General features: G+C 48.1%; 14 protein-coding genes, 2 tRNA genes, 2 rRNA genes and 1 other RNA gene. 1 reads left to right on the forward strand and 18 read right to left on the reverse strand.

What is annotated here, in order from left to right:
- Positions 1 to 63: 63 nt before the first annotated feature.
- The 18 genes from ACQ4MX_RS14130 to rpoE form a co-directional block, all read right to left on the reverse strand.
- Positions 64 to 139 (reverse strand) — tRNA-Ala (locus tag ACQ4MX_RS14130).
- Between the two features lie 21 nt (positions 140 to 160).
- Positions 161 to 237, reverse strand: a tRNA-Ile gene (locus tag ACQ4MX_RS14135).
- A 38-nt stretch (positions 238 to 275) separates the two neighbouring features.
- Positions 276 to 392: ribosomal RNA gene (gene rrf, locus ACQ4MX_RS14140) — 5S ribosomal RNA — on the reverse strand.
- Positions 393 to 510: 118 nt separating this feature from the next.
- A 16S ribosomal RNA gene (locus ACQ4MX_RS14145) occupies positions 511 to 2,068 on the reverse strand.
- 440 nt (positions 2,069 to 2,508) lie between these two features.
- On the reverse strand, positions 2,509 to 2,784 hold the full coding sequence (locus tag ACQ4MX_RS14150) for a pro-sigmaK processing inhibitor BofA family protein (protein WP_431085551.1): 276 nt from the start codon (positions 2,782 to 2,784) through the stop codon (positions 2,509 to 2,511).
- Positions 2,781 to 3,092, reverse strand: a complete 312-nt coding sequence (locus tag ACQ4MX_RS14155) for a DUF2508 family protein (RefSeq protein WP_025683201.1) — start codon at positions 3,090 to 3,092, stop codon at positions 2,781 to 2,783. Before ACQ4MX_RS14155 ends, ACQ4MX_RS14150 begins: the two co-directional genes overlap by 4 nt.
- Positions 3,093 to 3,305: 213 nt before the next feature.
- Complete coding sequence (gene recR, locus ACQ4MX_RS14160) at positions 3,306 to 3,905, reverse strand: recombination mediator RecR (RefSeq protein ID WP_025683200.1); 600 nt, start codon at positions 3,903 to 3,905, stop codon at positions 3,306 to 3,308.
- A gap of 26 nt (positions 3,906 to 3,931) precedes the next feature.
- The gene (locus tag ACQ4MX_RS14165; protein ID WP_013308226.1) at positions 3,932 to 4,243 is read right to left on the reverse strand and encodes a YbaB/EbfC family nucleoid-associated protein; all 312 of its coding nucleotides are present in this window, start codon (positions 4,241 to 4,243) and stop codon (positions 3,932 to 3,934) included.
- A 45-nt stretch (positions 4,244 to 4,288) separates the two neighbouring features.
- The gene (gene dnaX, locus ACQ4MX_RS14170) at positions 4,289 to 6,043 is read right to left on the reverse strand and encodes a DNA polymerase III subunit gamma/tau (protein WP_431085552.1); all 1,755 of its coding nucleotides are present in this window, start codon (positions 6,041 to 6,043) and stop codon (positions 4,289 to 4,291) included.
- 157 nt (positions 6,044 to 6,200) lie between these two features.
- Positions 6,201 to 6,467, reverse strand: an RNA gene (gene ffs / locus ACQ4MX_RS14175) — signal recognition particle sRNA large type.
- Positions 6,468 to 6,574: 107 nt separating this feature from the next.
- The gene (gene rpmE, locus ACQ4MX_RS14180; protein WP_134911660.1) at positions 6,575 to 6,772 is read right to left on the reverse strand and encodes a 50S ribosomal protein L31; all 198 of its coding nucleotides are present in this window, start codon (positions 6,770 to 6,772) and stop codon (positions 6,575 to 6,577) included.
- A 157-nt stretch (positions 6,773 to 6,929) separates the two neighbouring features.
- A complete protein-coding gene (locus ACQ4MX_RS14185) occupies positions 6,930 to 8,201 on the reverse strand; it encodes a radical SAM protein (protein WP_431085555.1) in 1,272 nt (423 codons plus the stop codon).
- Between the two features lie 156 nt (positions 8,202 to 8,357).
- The gene (gene rho / locus ACQ4MX_RS14190; RefSeq protein WP_431085557.1) at positions 8,358 to 9,692 is read right to left on the reverse strand and encodes a transcription termination factor Rho; all 1,335 of its coding nucleotides are present in this window, start codon (positions 9,690 to 9,692) and stop codon (positions 8,358 to 8,360) included.
- Between the two features lie 257 nt (positions 9,693 to 9,949).
- Positions 9,950 to 11,203, reverse strand: a complete 1,254-nt coding sequence (locus ACQ4MX_RS14195; protein WP_431085559.1) for a UDP-N-acetylglucosamine 1-carboxyvinyltransferase — start codon at positions 11,201 to 11,203, stop codon at positions 9,950 to 9,952.
- A gap of 208 nt (positions 11,204 to 11,411) precedes the next feature.
- The gene (gene fba / locus ACQ4MX_RS14200) at positions 11,412 to 12,266 is read right to left on the reverse strand and encodes a class II fructose-1,6-bisphosphate aldolase (protein ID WP_431085561.1); all 855 of its coding nucleotides are present in this window, start codon (positions 12,264 to 12,266) and stop codon (positions 11,412 to 11,414) included.
- Between the two features lie 246 nt (positions 12,267 to 12,512).
- A complete protein-coding gene (locus ACQ4MX_RS14205; protein ID WP_431085562.1) occupies positions 12,513 to 12,881 on the reverse strand; it encodes a response regulator in 369 nt (122 codons plus the stop codon).
- A 213-nt stretch (positions 12,882 to 13,094) separates the two neighbouring features.
- The gene (locus ACQ4MX_RS14210) at positions 13,095 to 14,696 is read right to left on the reverse strand and encodes a CTP synthase (protein WP_431085563.1); all 1,602 of its coding nucleotides are present in this window, start codon (positions 14,694 to 14,696) and stop codon (positions 13,095 to 13,097) included.
- Positions 14,697 to 15,098: 402 nt separating this feature from the next.
- The gene (gene rpoE / locus ACQ4MX_RS14215) at positions 15,099 to 15,647 is read right to left on the reverse strand and encodes a DNA-directed RNA polymerase subunit delta (RefSeq protein ID WP_431085565.1); all 549 of its coding nucleotides are present in this window, start codon (positions 15,645 to 15,647) and stop codon (positions 15,099 to 15,101) included.
- 405 nt (positions 15,648 to 16,052) lie between these two features.
- Between rpoE and ACQ4MX_RS14220 the strand changes: the two genes are divergently transcribed.
- A complete protein-coding gene (locus tag ACQ4MX_RS14220; RefSeq protein ID WP_431085566.1) occupies positions 16,053 to 17,213 on the forward strand; it encodes a S8 family peptidase in 1,161 nt (386 codons plus the stop codon).
- The last annotated feature ends 16 nt before the right edge of the window (positions 17,214 to 17,229 follow it).

Raw genomic sequence — 17,229 nt, forward strand, 5'->3', positions numbered from 1 at the left:
GATTATCAGCCCAACTCCGAAGAGTGGATGATCATCATGCAGTTTTTTTGATGAAGTTGTAATTGGTGGAGCCAAGCGGGATCGAACCGCTGACCTCCTGCTTGCAAGGCAGGCGCTCTCCCAGCTGAGCTATGGCCCCAAAAGGTGATATAAAGTTATATGGTGGGCCCTAGTGGACTCGAACCACCGACCTCACCCTTATCAGGGGTGCGCTCTAACCAGCTGAGCTAAGGGCCCATAATAAACCACCAAAGAAGTTCTTCTTTAGTGGTTGCGCTTGGCGACGTCCTACTCTCCCAGGACCCTGCGGTCCAAGTACCATCGGCGCTGGAGGGCTTAACGGTCGTGTTCGGGATGGGTACGTGTGGAACCCCTCCGCTATCGCCACCAAACGTTTGAGAGTTTGAGCTCTCAAAACTGAGCAACGAGTGAGTAACAGGCCTAAACCTGAGTTTTGAAGCTTACGCTTCATATTTGAATGTTTCCGTTGCAGGAAACGATTCTCCATAGAAAGGAGGTGATCCAGCCGCACCTTCCGATACGGCTACCTTGTTACGACTTCACCCCAATCATCTACCCCACCTTCGGCGGCTGGCTCCCTTGCGGGTTACCCCACCGACTTCGGGTGTTGTAAACTCTCGTGGTGTGACGGGCGGTGTGTACAAGACCCGGGAACGTATTCACCGCGGCATGCTGATCCGCGATTACTAGCAATTCCGACTTCATGCAGGCGAGTTGCAGCCTGCAATCCGAACTGAGACCGGCTTTTCTAGGATTCGCTCCAGATCGCTCTTTCGCTTCCCGTTGTACCGGCCATTGTAGTACGTGTGTAGCCCAGGTCATAAGGGGCATGATGATTTGACGTCATCCCCACCTTCCTCCGGTTTGTCACCGGCAGTCTGCTTAGAGTGCCCAGCTTGACCTGCTGGCAACTAAGCATAAGGGTTGCGCTCGTTGCGGGACTTAACCCAACATCTCACGACACGAGCTGACGACAACCATGCACCACCTGTCTCCCCTGTCCCGAAGGAAAGGTCTATCTCTAGACCGATCAGGGGGATGTCAAGACCTGGTAAGGTTCTTCGCGTTGCTTCGAATTAAACCACATACTCCACTGCTTGTGCGGGTCCCCGTCAATTCCTTTGAGTTTCAGTCTTGCGACCGTACTCCCCAGGCGGAATGCTTAATGTGTTAACTTCGGCACCAAGGGTATCGAAACCCCTAACACCTAGCATTCATCGTTTACGGCGTGGACTACCAGGGTATCTAATCCTGTTTGCTCCCCACGCTTTCGCGCCTCAGCGTCAGTTACAGCCCAGAGAGTCGCCTTCGCCACTGGTGTTCCTCCACATATCTACGCATTTCACCGCTACACGTGGAATTCCACTCTCCTCTTCTGCACTCAAGCTCCCCAGTTTCCAGTGCGACCCGAAGTTGAGCCTCGGGATTAAACACCAGACTTAAAGAGCCGCCTGCGCGCGCTTTACGCCCAATAATTCCGGACAACGCTTGCCCCCTACGTATTACCGCGGCTGCTGGCACGTAGTTAGCCGGGGCTTTCTTCTCAGGTACCGTCACTCTTATAGCAGTTACTCTACAAGACGTTCTTCCCTGGCAACAGAGCTTTACGATCCGAAAACCTTCATCACTCACGCGGCGTTGCTCCGTCAGGCTTTCGCCCATTGCGGAAGATTCCCTACTGCTGCCTCCCGTAGGAGTCTGGGCCGTGTCTCAGTCCCAGTGTGGCCGATCACCCTCTCAGGTCGGCTACGCATCGTCGCCTTGGTAGGCCTTTACCCCACCAACTAGCTAATGCGCCGCAGGCCCATCCATCAGTGACAGATTACTCCGTCTTTCCTCCCCTCCCCATGCAGGGAAAGGATGTATCCGGTATTAGCTACCGTTTCCGGTAGTTATCCCAGCCTGATGGGCAGGTTGCCTACGTGTTACTCACCCGTCCGCCGCTAGGTTGTTGTAGAAGCAAGCTTCTACAACAACCCCGCTCGACTTGCATGTATTAGGCACGCCGCCAGCGTTCGTCCTGAGCCAGGATCAAACTCTCCATTAAAGACCAACCGAAGTTGGTATATAGAAAGAGCGATGTGCTCATTTTGAAACTGACGAGATAAAATATCTCTTTTTGCTCCAGCTCCGTTCAGCCTTGCAGCATGTCCGAAACCTTCACGATTCACTCACTCGTTGTTCAGTTTTCAAAGATCAAACCTTCATATTCTCTTGCTTTGTTTCGCCACCGCATCTCAGCGGCGACTTGATTAATATAACATACATTCGGGATTTAAGTCAACACTTTTTTAAAATTATTTTTCAATTTCATTTCAGCGTTGTTCTCACAAAAAAAATTCCCGGGCTTTAAGGGCCGAGAATTAATGTATCATATAATTGAATTGGTCGTCAACTATATTTTAAAACAAAAGCATATTTCGCTTTGCCCTTACGCGAAAAGTCACATACATTCAATCCTTTTCCTTGATTAAACTCTGTACACACTCACATAGCCTGTCCAAACAATATCATTTTCAATCCCAGTAAAAGCGCGATTCCTGGCACTCCCAAAGTCGTTACAGCTCCCATCGTCACCGGATTAATCGGGATATACACCTGCGTGACCCACCCCGAATAATTAATGACATACAGCGCAATTGCCGCCAGAGCCATATGTGCTCCAAACACAGTAAGCCAGCCGATACCCAGACGTTTTTTGAGGATAAGATATGACAGCACCACAACACAGGCAATCAGAACAAGCCAGACAGCACTTCTCATTCGGCCCTCCGTTTATGAACACGATCTGCGTCATTGGCATACCCCGGTTCGTCTGCGGGCAGGTGGAAACGATGTAACCCTTGCTGTTTGGCACATTTTAAATGTATCTGATATTTACGCTCCGCAGCTTCCAGAACAAAAATGGCATAGTCGATTTCGTCCTCGCCTGTAGCTTCATGAAATAACCGATGCGCTCTTAACCATTCTGCGTGCGAAGCCCGAATCTGGGCAAACAACTCCTGACGATACTCTGCTTCCGATTTGCCGTGCTCTTGTCGACGAAAATTTTGCTTCACCCGTTCCCACATCCATTCATCCTCCTCACAAGCTGATTTATGTGCACAGTCTGTAAGACTACCTTATTCATACTTATTTAACAGAGGACAAACTTAGAACAAGAACTGCCCATACCAGCCCTATCATCACAAAATAAAAAGGAGCCATAACGGCTCCCCATTGTGTCGAGACAATCCATACGATTTATCGACACTAAAAATATCTATAACATATACATGTACTTATTAGTTCAGCTCTCTGCGGCCTTCCAGCGCTTTGGACAGTGTTACCTCATCGGCATACTCCAAATCCCCGCCTACTGGCAATCCGTGGGCAATACGAGTAACCTTGATTTCAAAAGGACGCACCAGCCTGGAAATGTACATGGCCGTCGCTTCTCCTTCAATGTTCGGATTCGTAGCCAAAATCAGCTCTTTGATGCGTTCATCACTAAGTCTGTTCAATAATTCCTTGAGCTTGATATCCTCAGGACCAATTCCCTCCATAGGAGAGATTGCCCCATGAAGCACATGATAAAAGCCATTAAACTCCTTGGTGCGCTCCATAGCTACCAGATCCTTGGAATCCTGAACAACACAAATGACGGAAGCATCCCTCGTCTTATCCTGACAGATCCGACAAGGGTCCGTGTCCGTAATATTGCCGCAGACGGAACAGAAGTGAAGATTGCGTTTCACATTGACCAGTGCTTTGGCAAAATCAATCACATCGTCTTCCTTCATTTTCAGTACGTGAAAAGCCAACCGGGCAGCCGTCTTCGGCCCCACTCCCGGCAGGCGCGTAAATGCATCAATCAGCTTTGCAATCGGCTCCGGATAATACAATAGTGTGTTTCTCCTTTATGCACAGTCTAGAACAAGCCTGGAATTTTCATACCGCCTGTAAATTTACCCATATCATCATTAGCCAGTTCATCTGCTTTGGACAAAGCATCGTTGACCGCAGTCAACACGAGATCTTGCAGCATTTCCACATCATCAGGATCTACAGCCTCCGGTTTGATGGTGATGGAAAGCACTTTTTTATGTCCGTTTACCTCTACAGTCACAACACCGCCGCCGGAAGTACCTTCAATTACTTTTCCGCCAAGCTCCTCTTGGGCTTTCAGCATTTGCTCCTGCATCTTTTTCACTTGCTTCATCATTTGGTTCATATTGTTCATTTCAATCATCTCCTTTAATGAAGTATACATCCAGACACTTTGATTTTAATCCTTTATAACTACCAGATCTTCCCCGAAAAGTTCAATAGCCTCATCAATCCAGGGCTCCTTGGACTTTCCCGGCGCGTCATGCTCCTGCTCCAGTTGGAATTCTTCGGCAGGCTGGTCGGGAACTCCTTCAATCGCAGCATTCCAATCCTTTTGCATCATCGTCACCAAACGATAGGGATGGCCCAACTGTTCGTGCAGAACCTTCTCAATGACCTGCTTGTTGGCAGGCTTTTCAGTAGTTTCACGGTGAATGTTATTCTTAAACGCCACGAGCACGCTATCCTCTAATACAGACACAGGCTCGCCATCCATAAACCATGCATGAACTGTGACTTTCGCTTCTTTGACTCCCTGCAAAATTTGGCTCCACTTACGCCCCGCAGCCGCAAATGCCTCTCCCGACTTCTCGGCGATATAGCGATCCAACTGGGAAGGGAGCTTGGCTGGCGCAGAAATCCGCGGAGCGGGAGCGCGCCCTCCGGGGGCCTGACGGCTCCCCGACGATGCATCCTGCCCTGTCCCGGCAGCCAATCCGCCTTGCAACGCACGTTCAAGCTTCTTCTCCAGCTCGGCAAGCTGACGCTTCAAAACAGCTACATCTTCCTGATTGGCAGTGGCAGCGCCGGAATGCTGCGCGGTCGACTGAGCAGCAGCTCCAGCTTCCCCAGGAATGCTGCTCAGCTTCAATAGAGCTACCTCAAATAAGGTTTGCGGCTGAACGGCATACTTCATCTCGCTCTGATAGCGATTAAGCGTGTCGATCATGCTAAAGAGTTGCTCCTTGGTAAAAGCTTCTGCCACTTCCTTGAACTGCTCCGGCTCCAGCACGCGCTCTGTCATTTTAGTTGCCTGCGGTACCATCTTAATCATAAGCAGATCTCTGAAATAGTACAGCAGATTTTCCATGCATTTATCTGCGCTTTTACCTTCTTGCATAAAGTTCTCAATCATTTGAAGTACTGTGCCGACATCTTCTTTCAGCAATGCCAAGGCAAGCTTGCCGAATTGTTCAGACGCAATACCTCCCGTCATATCCAGCACCTGCTGATAAGTAACCCGACCGTCTGTAAACGAAGATATCTGATCCAGAACGCTAAGTGCATCCCGCATTCCGCCATCTGACAGACGCGCAATGTACTGTAATGCGTCTGAATCAGCCTCTATGTTCTCCTGTCGACATATAAGGTCAAGCCGCTCCGTCTGCTCCTCTAGCGATACCCGCCGAAAGTCAAAACGCTGACAACGCGAAATGATCGTCGCCGGAATCCGGTGCGGTTCTGTGGTAGCCAATATGAACATCACGTGTGGCGGCGGTTCTTCCAGCGTCTTAAGCAACGCATTGAACGCTTCCGTCGTCAGCATGTGCACTTCATCGATGATATAAACCTTGTGCCGTACTTCCGTCGGCGCATATTTGACTTTATCGCGCAAATCACGAATCTCTTCAACGCCCCGGTTGGAGGCTGCATCAATCTCCTGTACATCCATGACCGCTCCGGCTGTGATCCGTTTACAGGCTTCGCATTCGTTGCAAGGCTCCGGCGCCGGTCCATGCTCACAGTTAATTGCCTTGGCCAAAATTTTGGCCGCACTCGTCTTACCCGTTCCTCGCGGACCGCTGAACAGGTAGGCATGGGACGTGCGATTTTCGCGGATGGCATTCTGCAATGTCTGGATAATATGCTGTTGTCCTACCATGTCCTTGAACGACTGAGGCCGCCAAGCACGGTACAACGCTATATGTTCCAATGCGCGTTACCCTCTTTCCCATTCACTTTCATGAACATTAATGTTCACTTCATTATACTATACTCCCGTCCGAATCTAAACCGGACACCTTCCAATTTATAAACACAAAAAAACATCTTCGCAATGACTGCCAAGATGTTCTAATTCCCAATATATACCGTGCACCTGTTATTGATCGTTGTGATCCGAGCGGCAATCCTGAACAACAACTCGGGCTAGGCCACCCTCCGGCACAAGAGTGGACCTGCTTATGGCTGCTTCCTTCCGGACCTGACCAGGTTCACAAGTACTCATTGCGGAGGACCCAACCGTCAACATTGTGCGCAGGGACCAGCCTCACATCAACAACACCTCTAACAGGAATTCAACCTCGCTATAGCGGATTGCGAGTTACAGGGCACCGCTACCTCCCCATCTAGCACGGTGAAAATAAGTATATCTCAAGGCCGCACAAAAAGCAAACATCCACAACAAAAAGAGCCCTCTGCAATAGCAGAAGGCTCTAATAACTTTATAACCTGCGGTAATCGATTAGATACCGTATTTCTTCTTGAAACGATCCACACGGCCGCCAGCATCAAGGAATTTCTGCTTCCCTGTGAAGAATGGGTGGCAAGCGGAGCAAATCTCCACGCGCAGAGAACCTTTCACAGAACCGGTTTCGAACGTATTTCCGCAAGCACAAGTGACATTAGTTACGTTAAATTTCGGTTGAATAGCTTGTTGCATTGAACTTTCACCTCTTTCCGCCCTGAACGTCCTATCAGCCCAGAGTTATATGAACACATGTTCACATTATAGCACCTGAATATGAGCGTTTCAACAACTCTTTTGTGTATCCAAAAATGGCGTGAAACAGGTGTAGTTCAACTTGATATTGACCATTTTAGGCCTTGGCAAATTTGGGACGCGCCAGCCCTTGAGGCGGTACGTGGGTGTAAGACCCGATAACAACATCAGGCAGTTCCTCCCGGTAAATCTCAAGCATTTGCTTCATGCCAAGAATCTCTCCCTGGGCAGGTGGAATCAGCTCCAAATAGCTTTCAGGATCAATGTTCAGGTTGCGCATCTGAATAAGCTTGAGCTTGGTGCGTTTGGCAAACTCAATCATCGCTTCGATTTCTTCCTCGCGGTCTGTCACACCCGGAAAAATCAAATAGTTAATCGACGTATATACACCCTGCTCGGAAGCATAACGAAGTGATTTTTCCACATTGGCTAACGTGTAACCACGCGGCTTGTAGTACGCATTGTAATGGTCGTCAAGTGCGCTAATCGTGCTGACCCGCATCAGATCAAGTCCAGCATCTACGATTCCCCGGATATGATCGTTCAAGCCTGCATTCGTATTAATATTGATGTATCCCATATCTGTAACGGAACGGACCTCTTTGATCGAATCTATAATCAACTTGGCCTGAGTAGAAGGCTCCCCTTCACACCCTTGGCCAAAGCTAATAATGGACTCCGGTGTTTTCAAATGCTCCAGCATGACTTCCACAATCTCCTCGACACGAGGGCGGAAGTTCATTCTCGTCTGAGGGGATACAAAACCGCTGTCATCCGGCTGTTCCGAGATGCAGCCAAAGCATCCGGCATTACAAGAGTAAGATACCGGAACTCCACCCTCCCAGCGATTCAGGAACGTGTTCGAGGAGGTAAGACACTCATAGCCTAAGGCACAGTTGGACAAATGCTGGTACAGCCGATTTTCCGGGTACTGCTCTGTCATCCTTTGCACACCCTGTTTTACCTCTTGGCGGTCACAATTTTCCGGATTCCATTTGGACGGATTATCACTCCGCTCGGCCGTTACATAAAAGGCTCCATCCTTCCAGACCACGGCTGAATAGCCAAAAAGGGGGAGCTTATACTCTTTATCTGTCTTCACATACCCTGGCAGGCATAAGCGTGTAAAGCCTTGAGGCAACAAGGCCCCGACTGCCTGCATATCGCCTGGCAAGGAAACCATTTCCCCGGATTCAGGGTTCATACCGACCGGGCGTGTGTTGGGCAGACTTACCAGCGTAGCTCCTTCTGGTAGCGGAATAAGCTCATCTTCCATGATTTCGACAATCATGTCTGCACTGCGGGCAAGCCCATACAAAGAAGCATGATCATATACATTGCCTTTTTCGTCGGCATACACCAAATACATTGTGGAGCTCCTTTCGTTCCACCAAGCGCACGCCTGAAACAAACAGAACCGTAACGGGTGCGTGCTTGAGGAACAGATAAATACCTATCATGGAAATGACGATTATCCATAGGCTGATCATTGTTATTGAGGGTAGCTGTAGCTATATTGCTGGATTTAGTTGGTTGAAGCTGGAACCGATGCTGCGGTGGAACGCGTGGTTCTCCGTTGCGGAGTGCTTGAGCTGCTTTGTGATCCGCTAGACGGTGCCGTTGTATCAAACGAGGCCAAAAACTCTGCGTTATTGCTGCTGTTCCGCAATTTCTTTAGGAAGCCCTCCACAAAATCGTGACTTTCCGTCATATTTTTACGAATGGCCCAAATGGTATCCAATTCTTCCTTGCCTAACAACATTTCCTCACGCCGGGTACCGGAGCGACGAATATCAATAGCCGGGAATATGCGGCGTTCCGCAAGCTTGCGGTCCAAATGAAGCTCCATATTGCCTGTACTTTTAAACTCTTCATAGATAATGTCATCCATCCGCGATCCTGTATCAATGAGCGCTGTGGCCAAAATGGTAAGACTTCCGCCCTCTTCCACATTCCGCGCCGCACCAAAAAAGCGTTTCGGACGGTGGAAGGCCCCTGGATCAATCCCTCCACTAAGCGTACGACCGGATGCTGGAATAACCAAGTTGTAGGCACGTGCAAGACGAGTAATGCTATCCAGCAGGATAACCACGTCTTTTTTATGCTCTACGAGGCGAAGGGCACGCTCTAGAACCAATTCCACTACCTTGATATGGTTCTCAGGCAGTTCATCAAAAGTGGAAGCAACAACTTCACCTTTAACAGAACGCTGCATGTCAGTCACTTCTTCCGGACGTTCATCAATCAGCAAGACAAACAGCTCAATCTCGGGATTGTTGGTAGAAATGCTATTGGCAATTTCTTTGAGGAGAAGTGTTTTACCAGCTTTGGGAGGTGCCACAATGAGTCCACGCTGTCCAAGTCCGACAGGGGCCAGTATATCCATTATTCTCGTAGACAAATTATTGGGGGTAGTTTCAAGGACTAATTTAGTTTGCGGATACAGTGGAGTCAGTGCAGGAAAGTGTAGCCGCTCAGCAGCTTGTTCAGGACTTCTTCCATTGACAGCGTTAACTTGAAGCAATCCAAAATATCGTTCATTCTCTTTCGGAGTCCGGCATTTACCGGATACTAGATCGCCTGTTCTCAAGTCAAACTTGCGGATTTGTGAAGCAGAGATGTAAATATCTTCGGTACTCGGGAGGTAATTGATCGGCCTCAGAAAGCCGTAACCTTCAGGAAGTATTTCCAGAACCCCCTGCATAAACATCAATCCGCTCTTCTCGGCTTGTGCACGCAGGATAGCAAAAATTAATTCTTTTTTCTTGAGCGTTCCGTAGTACGGGATCTGGTATTGCTTGGCCAGCTTGTACAGATCGGTCAGCTTCATTTCTTCCAGATCGGAAATTTGCAGATCCATATAATAACCACCTATTCAATTATTAAGTCCATTCAAAACTAAATGATAGACAATGATATCATAAACGCCATCAACATAATTTTAACCAAAACAAATAAAGTTATGCAGCCATCTGCTTGGATTATACCGAATTATTCCGGTTTTCCGATAAAAGATTGTTAGGTATGGACCTATATCTTGTATCATGCAGCGGCTGCATAGAGCCTATCCATTCTATTGTTCATCCGTTCCGGGAGTCCCAAAATGTACGAAGTTTGTTATTCTGTCTGCCGCCATACGTCCGCGCCCAAAAGACGCAGATTGGAGACGAGATGGTCATAACCACGGTCGATGTATTCGACACCTGACACCTCGGTTACGCCTTCACTTACTGTAAGTCCGGCAATGACAAGCGCTGCACCAGCACGCAGATCGGCCGCTTTGACTTTAGCCGCATTCAGCTTGCCACCCTCAATAATAGCCGAACGACCTTCCACGCGGATTTTAGCCCCCATTCGTACAAGTTCCGGGACGTGTTTAAAACGATTGCTATAAACAAAATCGCTCAGCACACTAACCCCTTGCGCCTGAGTAAGCAAACTGGTCATAGGAGATTGCAAGTCCGTGGCGAATCCGGGGTAAACTAAGGCTTTAACATCAACGTGCTCATATGAAGATGAACCCAGAACACGAATACTTTCGTCATATTCCTCTATACCAATACCCATTTCCTGCATTTTTGCAGTCAGAGCCTCCATATGCTTGGGAATTACGTTGTCAATCAAAACATTACCACGAGTAGCCGCAGCAGCAATCATATATGTGCCCGCTTGTATGCGGTCAGGTATGATGGAGTGACGGCAGCCATGCAGCTCGGACACACCTTCAATCCGGATCGTTTCCGTTCCGGCCCCCTTAATAATGGCCCCCATGGAGTTTAACAAGGTTGCTACATCTATAATCTCAGGCTCTTTAGCCGCATTTTCGATAATTGTGGCGCCTTTGGCACGTGCGGCCGCCAGCATAATGTTAATCGTAGCTCCTACACTGCTGACATCCAAATAAATCTTGGTACCGCGCAGCTCTTTGGCATGCAAATGAATAGCACCGTGCTCGTTCGTAACCGTAGCACCCAGTGCTTCAAAACCTTTGATATGCTGATCAATGGGCCGAGGTTCAAAATTACACCCTCCTGGCAAACCGATGATCGCTTCCTTGAATCTGCCTAACATGGCTCCCATCATATAATAGGATGCTCGTAATTTCTTAACAGGTCCATTCGGCATAGGAATGGATTTAATGGAGGAAGGATCTATTCTCATCTGGCTGCCTTCCCAGGCAACGCTTGCACCAAGTTCCTCCAGTATTTCGGAATACACCGCCACATCACTCAACAGCGGCAAATTGTCCAAAATGACTTCCGATTCTGCCAGAATGGCGGCGGGAATCAAGGCGATGGCACTGTTTTTGGCACCGCTGATGGAAACTGTACCTTGAAGCGGCCGTCCACCGGTGATCATCAATTTTTCCATAAGCTTGAGGGTCCCCCTACTTGTTTTGCAGTCGGTCAAATAATAAAATCCCAACTTTTTGGTGGTTAAAATGGAAAGACACCGGCTAAGCGGTGTGCTTTCCAAGTCAAACTATTCAACTGAACAGATTCAAATCTTCTGTGCAGAACTACAATTACAATCAAGAGATACATTGAACCATGCAGATGCACGGTCAATCAACTTATTCTTACGCTTGGTTGTTGGAACCGAACTCACGGATTTTACCGATAACGGTTTGTTTAATCGCTTCACGACCTGGAGCGATAAATGTACGTGGGTCATAAGCATCCGGTTTCTCAGCAAGCACTTCACGAACTACTTTCGCGAACACGATTTGGTTCTCTGTGTTTACATTGATTTTGGAAGTTCCCAGCGAGATTGCTTTTTTGATATCATGCGTTGGGATACCAGTACCACCATGCAGAACGAGTGGAAGTTTGATTGCAGCGCAGATCTCTTCCATTTCTTTGAATCCGAGGTTTGGCTCGCCTTTGTAAGGTCCGTGAACGGAACCCAGTGCAGGAGCCAATGTGTCGATACCTGTTTCGTTAACGATACGCAGACAATCGTCAAGCTTAGCGTACATTACGTCACCTACAACATCATCCTCTTGACCGCCAACCATTCCAACTTCAGCTTCAACGGAAACGCCTTTGGAATGTGCATATTCAACAACTTTTTTCGTTGTTTCGATGTTTTTGTCGATTGGGCTGTGGGAATCGTCAATCATAACAGATGTGAAACCAGCATCAATGGCTTCTTTACATTTTTCAAAGCTGGAACCGTGGTCCAAATGGATCGCAACCGGAACCGTAATTTTCATGTCATGAATAAGACCTTCTACCATTTTAACAACAGTGTAGAAACCGCCCATGTGACGTGCTGCGCCTTCAGATACGCCCAGGATTACCGGGGATTTTTCTTCTTCAGCAGCGCCCAGAATAGCTTGAGTCCACTCCAGGTTGTTAATGTTGTACTGACCTACCGCGTATTTTCCTTCAAGTGCTTTGTTCAACATGTCTGTCATAGATACCAATGGCATGGTTACAGTCCTCCTAAGGGTGTTTGGGTTTGTCTATATTTTAGCCGACATCACATACGGGCTTATTATACCACAACCCATGTTAAATACTAAACAAGCTTTTGCACATCAACACATACGAAATCACGCCCAGGACGCCGTTTTTTCATAGAATTGTATAAGGAGAGGATTTACTTTCAGTATTTCCCATAAACACAAACAAAAAACCCTGTTGTGTTAACAGAGTTCTCAACCAAAGTGACTCACCTAGTTACCTCTGAGTTGTTTGTTCACAGCAATCCGCATTTCGTCAATATCAAAGGGCTTGGTAAAATGCATGAGTGCTCCCAGCTCCGTCGCCTCTTTGATCATGTCCAATTCACCATAAGCTGTCATCATAATAACCTTGATATCGGGATTCATGGTCTTTAGATGCTTCAAGATTTCAAGTCCGTCCATACCCGGAATTTTCATATCGAGCAGAACCAGATCAGGCGGTTCCTTTTCAACAATTTCAAGTGCAATTTTTCCGTTTGCTGCCTGAAAGGTCTCGTAACCCTCACTTCCGAACACTTCCATCAGCAAAATTCGTATTCCATTCTGGTCATCGACGATTAATACTTTTTTCTTTTCCAATGTTTTAACCTCCTAAGATCTTAAAACGAGGATCATGCAGCTATTGCCATAACAGCGTCCGATGACGTACAATATCCGTCCCATACCCTAAACTATATTCGCTCCTGCAAAAAGAAAATCCTTCTCATATACATAATTGTGGAATATTCTTTCATAATCAGGAAGCGTGGAATAAAAAAAGACCTCCCAGAGGAGGTCTAACAGGCTGTAGCATTAGCCTTGAAGCTGCAATGCCGCCTTGACAAATTCACGGAACAACGGCTGTGGACGGTTCGGACGGGAAGTAAATTCCGGATGGAATTGTACCGCCAGGAACCATGGATGCTCAGGCAGTTCCACAATTTCCACCAAACGTCCGTCCGGTGAAGTACCGGAAATGCGAAGGCCTGCTTTTTCAATAACTTCACGATATTCGTTATTGAATTCATACCGATGACGGTGTCTTTCATATACCAGCTCATCGTTGTAGCAAGCCGCAGCCAGCGAACCTTCCGTCAGTTTGCACGGATACAATCCGAGACGCATGGTGCCGCCCATATCTTCGATGTCCTTTTGGTCAGGCAGCAAGTCGATGACCGGGTAATCCGTAGCCGGATTGATTTCCGAGCTGTTGGCTCCTTCGAGACCAGCCAGAGAACGGGCAACCTCAATGACAGATACCTGCATGCCAAGACAAATACCGAAGAACGGGATTTTCTGTTCGCGTGCATAACGAATGGTGCTGATTTTACCTTCAATTCCGCGATCACCGAAGCCGCCCGGTACGAGAATACCGCCAATGCCGCCCAGCATGTCCGCTACGTTCTCGTCCGTTACTTCTTCTGCGTTCACCCAACGGATTTTCACATCCGCATTGGCATCAAATCCGGCGTGTGAAAGGGATTCAACCACACTTAAATAAGCATCATGCAGTGCAACATATTTACCAACAATGGCGATTTCAACCGTTTTATCCAGCTTTCTGATCCGTTCAACAAGCCCTTCCCACTCCGTCATATCCGGTGCAGGTGTTGTCAGCTTGAGGTGGTTGACTACGATCTCGTCCAAGCCTTCTTCACGCAGGTTCAATGGAACCTCGTACAAAGTCGACGCATCGCGGCATTCTACTACTGCGTTAGCATCAATATCGCAGAACAGCGCGATTTTGGCCTTCATATCGGAAGAAAGTTCATGCTCTGTACGGCAAACAATGACATTCGGCTGAATGCCGATGCTGCGCAGTTCTTTTACACTGTGCTGAGTTGGTTTGGTTTTAACCTCACCAGCAGCTTTAATATAAGGAATGAGGGTTACGTGAATGTACATTACATTCTCCCGTCCAACCTCACTTTTGAGCTGACGGATAGCTTCCAAAAATGGCAAGCTCTCAATATCGCCCACGGTACCGCCGATTTCTGTGATAATTACGTCCGAACCCGCTTCACGGCCTGCACGATATACGCGCTCCTTGATTTCGTTCGTAATATGAGGAATAACCTGCACCGTACCGCCCAAATACTCCCCACGACGCTCTTTGCTGATTACGCTGGAGTATACCTTGCCTGTCGTGACATTGCTGTTCTTGGACAGATTAATATCAATAAAGCGCTCATAGTGTCCCAAGTCGAGATCCGTTTCCGCACCGTCATCCGTTACAAACACTTCACCGTGCTGGTAAGGGCTCATCGTCCCTGGATCGACATTAAGGTAAGGATCGAATTTTTGAATCGTTACCTTCAGTCCCCTGTTCTTCAGAAGCCTTCCCAGTGAAGCTGCCGTAATCCCTTTGCCCAAGGAAGACACAACCCCGCCTGTCACAAAAATATACTTTGTCACTGTTTAAAACCCTCCTAAATAAAGTCCAAAATTCAGGCGACATTATGATGTTATCGTAACCCGTTTACACGGATTATCATCCATGAAGAAGGCAGCGGAATCATTTTCCATGCCCGCCGCCCTTAGCCCTCTTTCATGAGTGCAAACACCCTATAAAAAAACAAAAAAGCACTCCCGTAGTACGGGGCACTTTTATACAAAAAGCAAACATATAAGTGAATCAATCATAAGCCCAAGCAATAGTTTACCCCGTGTCCAATCCGCTGTCAAGGAAGTTATCTGTGTTAATTTGCCCATTGAACAAGATTGGAGGGAATCCATCTGAATGCTTCAAATCAGAAGGCAGTTTCAATAAAATGGTCATGAAAAAGGGGAGAATACATCTCCCCTTACAGCCTGATCCTAACGAAGCGAATCATCGTCGTCTTCCGTCGACTCGTCGTCATTTTCATCTTCTGTATCTTCCTCATCACTGAGGTCTTCATCGTCTATAACCACGTCTTCATCACTATCATCATCTTCACCGTCGAACAGCTCTTCTTCGCCATCCTCGTCTTCACTGTCTGCATCGAAGTCGTCATCGGCGCTGTAAGTTTCTTCTTCCTCATGATATTCCTCTTCGTCGTCATCGTCTTCGTCATTAATGATACGAGGACGCTTGGCGCCTGTCAGAGTATCTTCGGATTTATCCACTGGATACCAACGTTTCAAGCCCCACAGATTCGTACCGACACAGGCGAAACGCCCGTCAATGTTGATTTCAGTATATAGCTGAGCGATAACGTCATTAATTTCTTCGTCGGACATGCCGCGCAATTTGGCGACTTCATTCATCAGGTCACGGTAATAATATGGAGTATTGGCCGCTTTCAATACCATAAATGCCAAATCCACCATTGGAGTCTCGTGGACTTTCTCCGGGTCAATCTTCAAGTTGAGTGGGGTACTCACCTAGGGACACTTCCTCTCACACGTAATTCACAAGAACATGTTTCAGAGCATACACGATACATGCAATACTAACATATCCATTATCAAAACTAAGTAAAACCTATTTGGAAGCAAATTGCAAGTTAAACATGGGTATCCGTACAATTTGCAGTAGTATGCCTTGAACAAGGCGGCGCACGTTAAAAAGACGGGGTCCCCCCCGTCTCCGACTGTACCCGCTCCGGGAGAAGTCCCCCAAAGTTGTTGCACAAGAGCTTTTGCCCTCCATGTATCGTATGTGTCCACGATCACTTTGACACGACGAGCAGGCCTATTTCCATAAAAAAGGGGCAGGTTTCCCATGCCGCTGCTGATGCTTGCTCATACAATACCTCAGCATGGCTCATCGGAGGGGGACTGTCTCAAATGGACTATCCGGGTTTTTTGCAGCGTTTGCACGAGGGCATTTCGGAGCCGTCCAGCAGTGGACGGCACAAACAGATCATTACGTTCGATAAGCCTCACCAATACCGGGAATGCCTGTCCTATCTCAGGAAGCTGAAGCCCGAGCTTGCGGGATTGCGGCAAGTACAACCGGCCCGACTGATTCGCGCTCTGATCGCCCCGCTTCCAGGGGGAGACAGGCTGGGCAAATATCACAACGGTGTTACCGTTGAAGAAGATACTCGCATGAGGGTACATGGAGGAACAGCCCAGATGCCGAAGGCGGAGAAAAACCTGCCCATGCCGTGGGGGGTTAAACAGGTGCGCGCACACAAGGCTTGGCCTTCCTCTACAGGAAACCGAATCAGGATTGGCGTGATCGACACAGGAGCGGATTTTCAACATCCTGATCTGCGGCATTCTCTCGCCAGAGGCATCAATTTGCTTAATCGGACCATGCTGCCCTATGACGATAACGGTCACGGCACTCATATTGCCGGTACCATCGCGGCATCCAACTATGATGAGGGTATGGTTGGCGTAGCACCTCAGGCGCTGATTCATCCTGTAAAAGCATTTGACCATAACGGAGCCGCCTACGTCTCCGATATTATTCTCGGCATCGATTGGTGCGTATTGAATCGTATCGATATCATCAATATGAGCTTCGGTATGAAATCACGCAGCAAGGCGCTGCTTGATATGGTGAACAAAGCGTATCAAAACGGTATCGTGATCGTAGCTTCCTCGGGAAACGAGGGCAAGCGCCGGAGTATTGACTACCCGGCACGCTATTCCCAAACCATTTCAGTCGGAGCTACCGATAAATACAGACGCATCGCGCCTTTCAGCAACCGGGGACAATTCGTAGACGTGTACGCACCGGGTGAAAAGATCATTTCCTCATGGATACACGGCAAGCATCACGAAATGAGCGGTACGTCTATGGCTACTTCCCACGTGACCGGAAGCATTGCCCTGCTCCTTTCACTGAGACCGGAGATGGAGCCTAGAGAAATCAAAGCACTGCTCAAGCGTACCGCTACACCGCTGCGCCTTCGTAAAAGCATCGGGCGCAACTCTATATCCACGAAACTTGGGGAAATCGATGCCTTCCGACTAATGCAGGAGGGTACGAAATAACGGATGGAGTAAATGA

The sequence above is a fragment of the Paenibacillus sp. 8b26 genome, assembly GCF_050626875.1.
In the GTDB taxonomy this organism is placed as follows: Bacteria; Bacillota; Bacilli; order Paenibacillales; family Paenibacillaceae; genus Paenibacillus.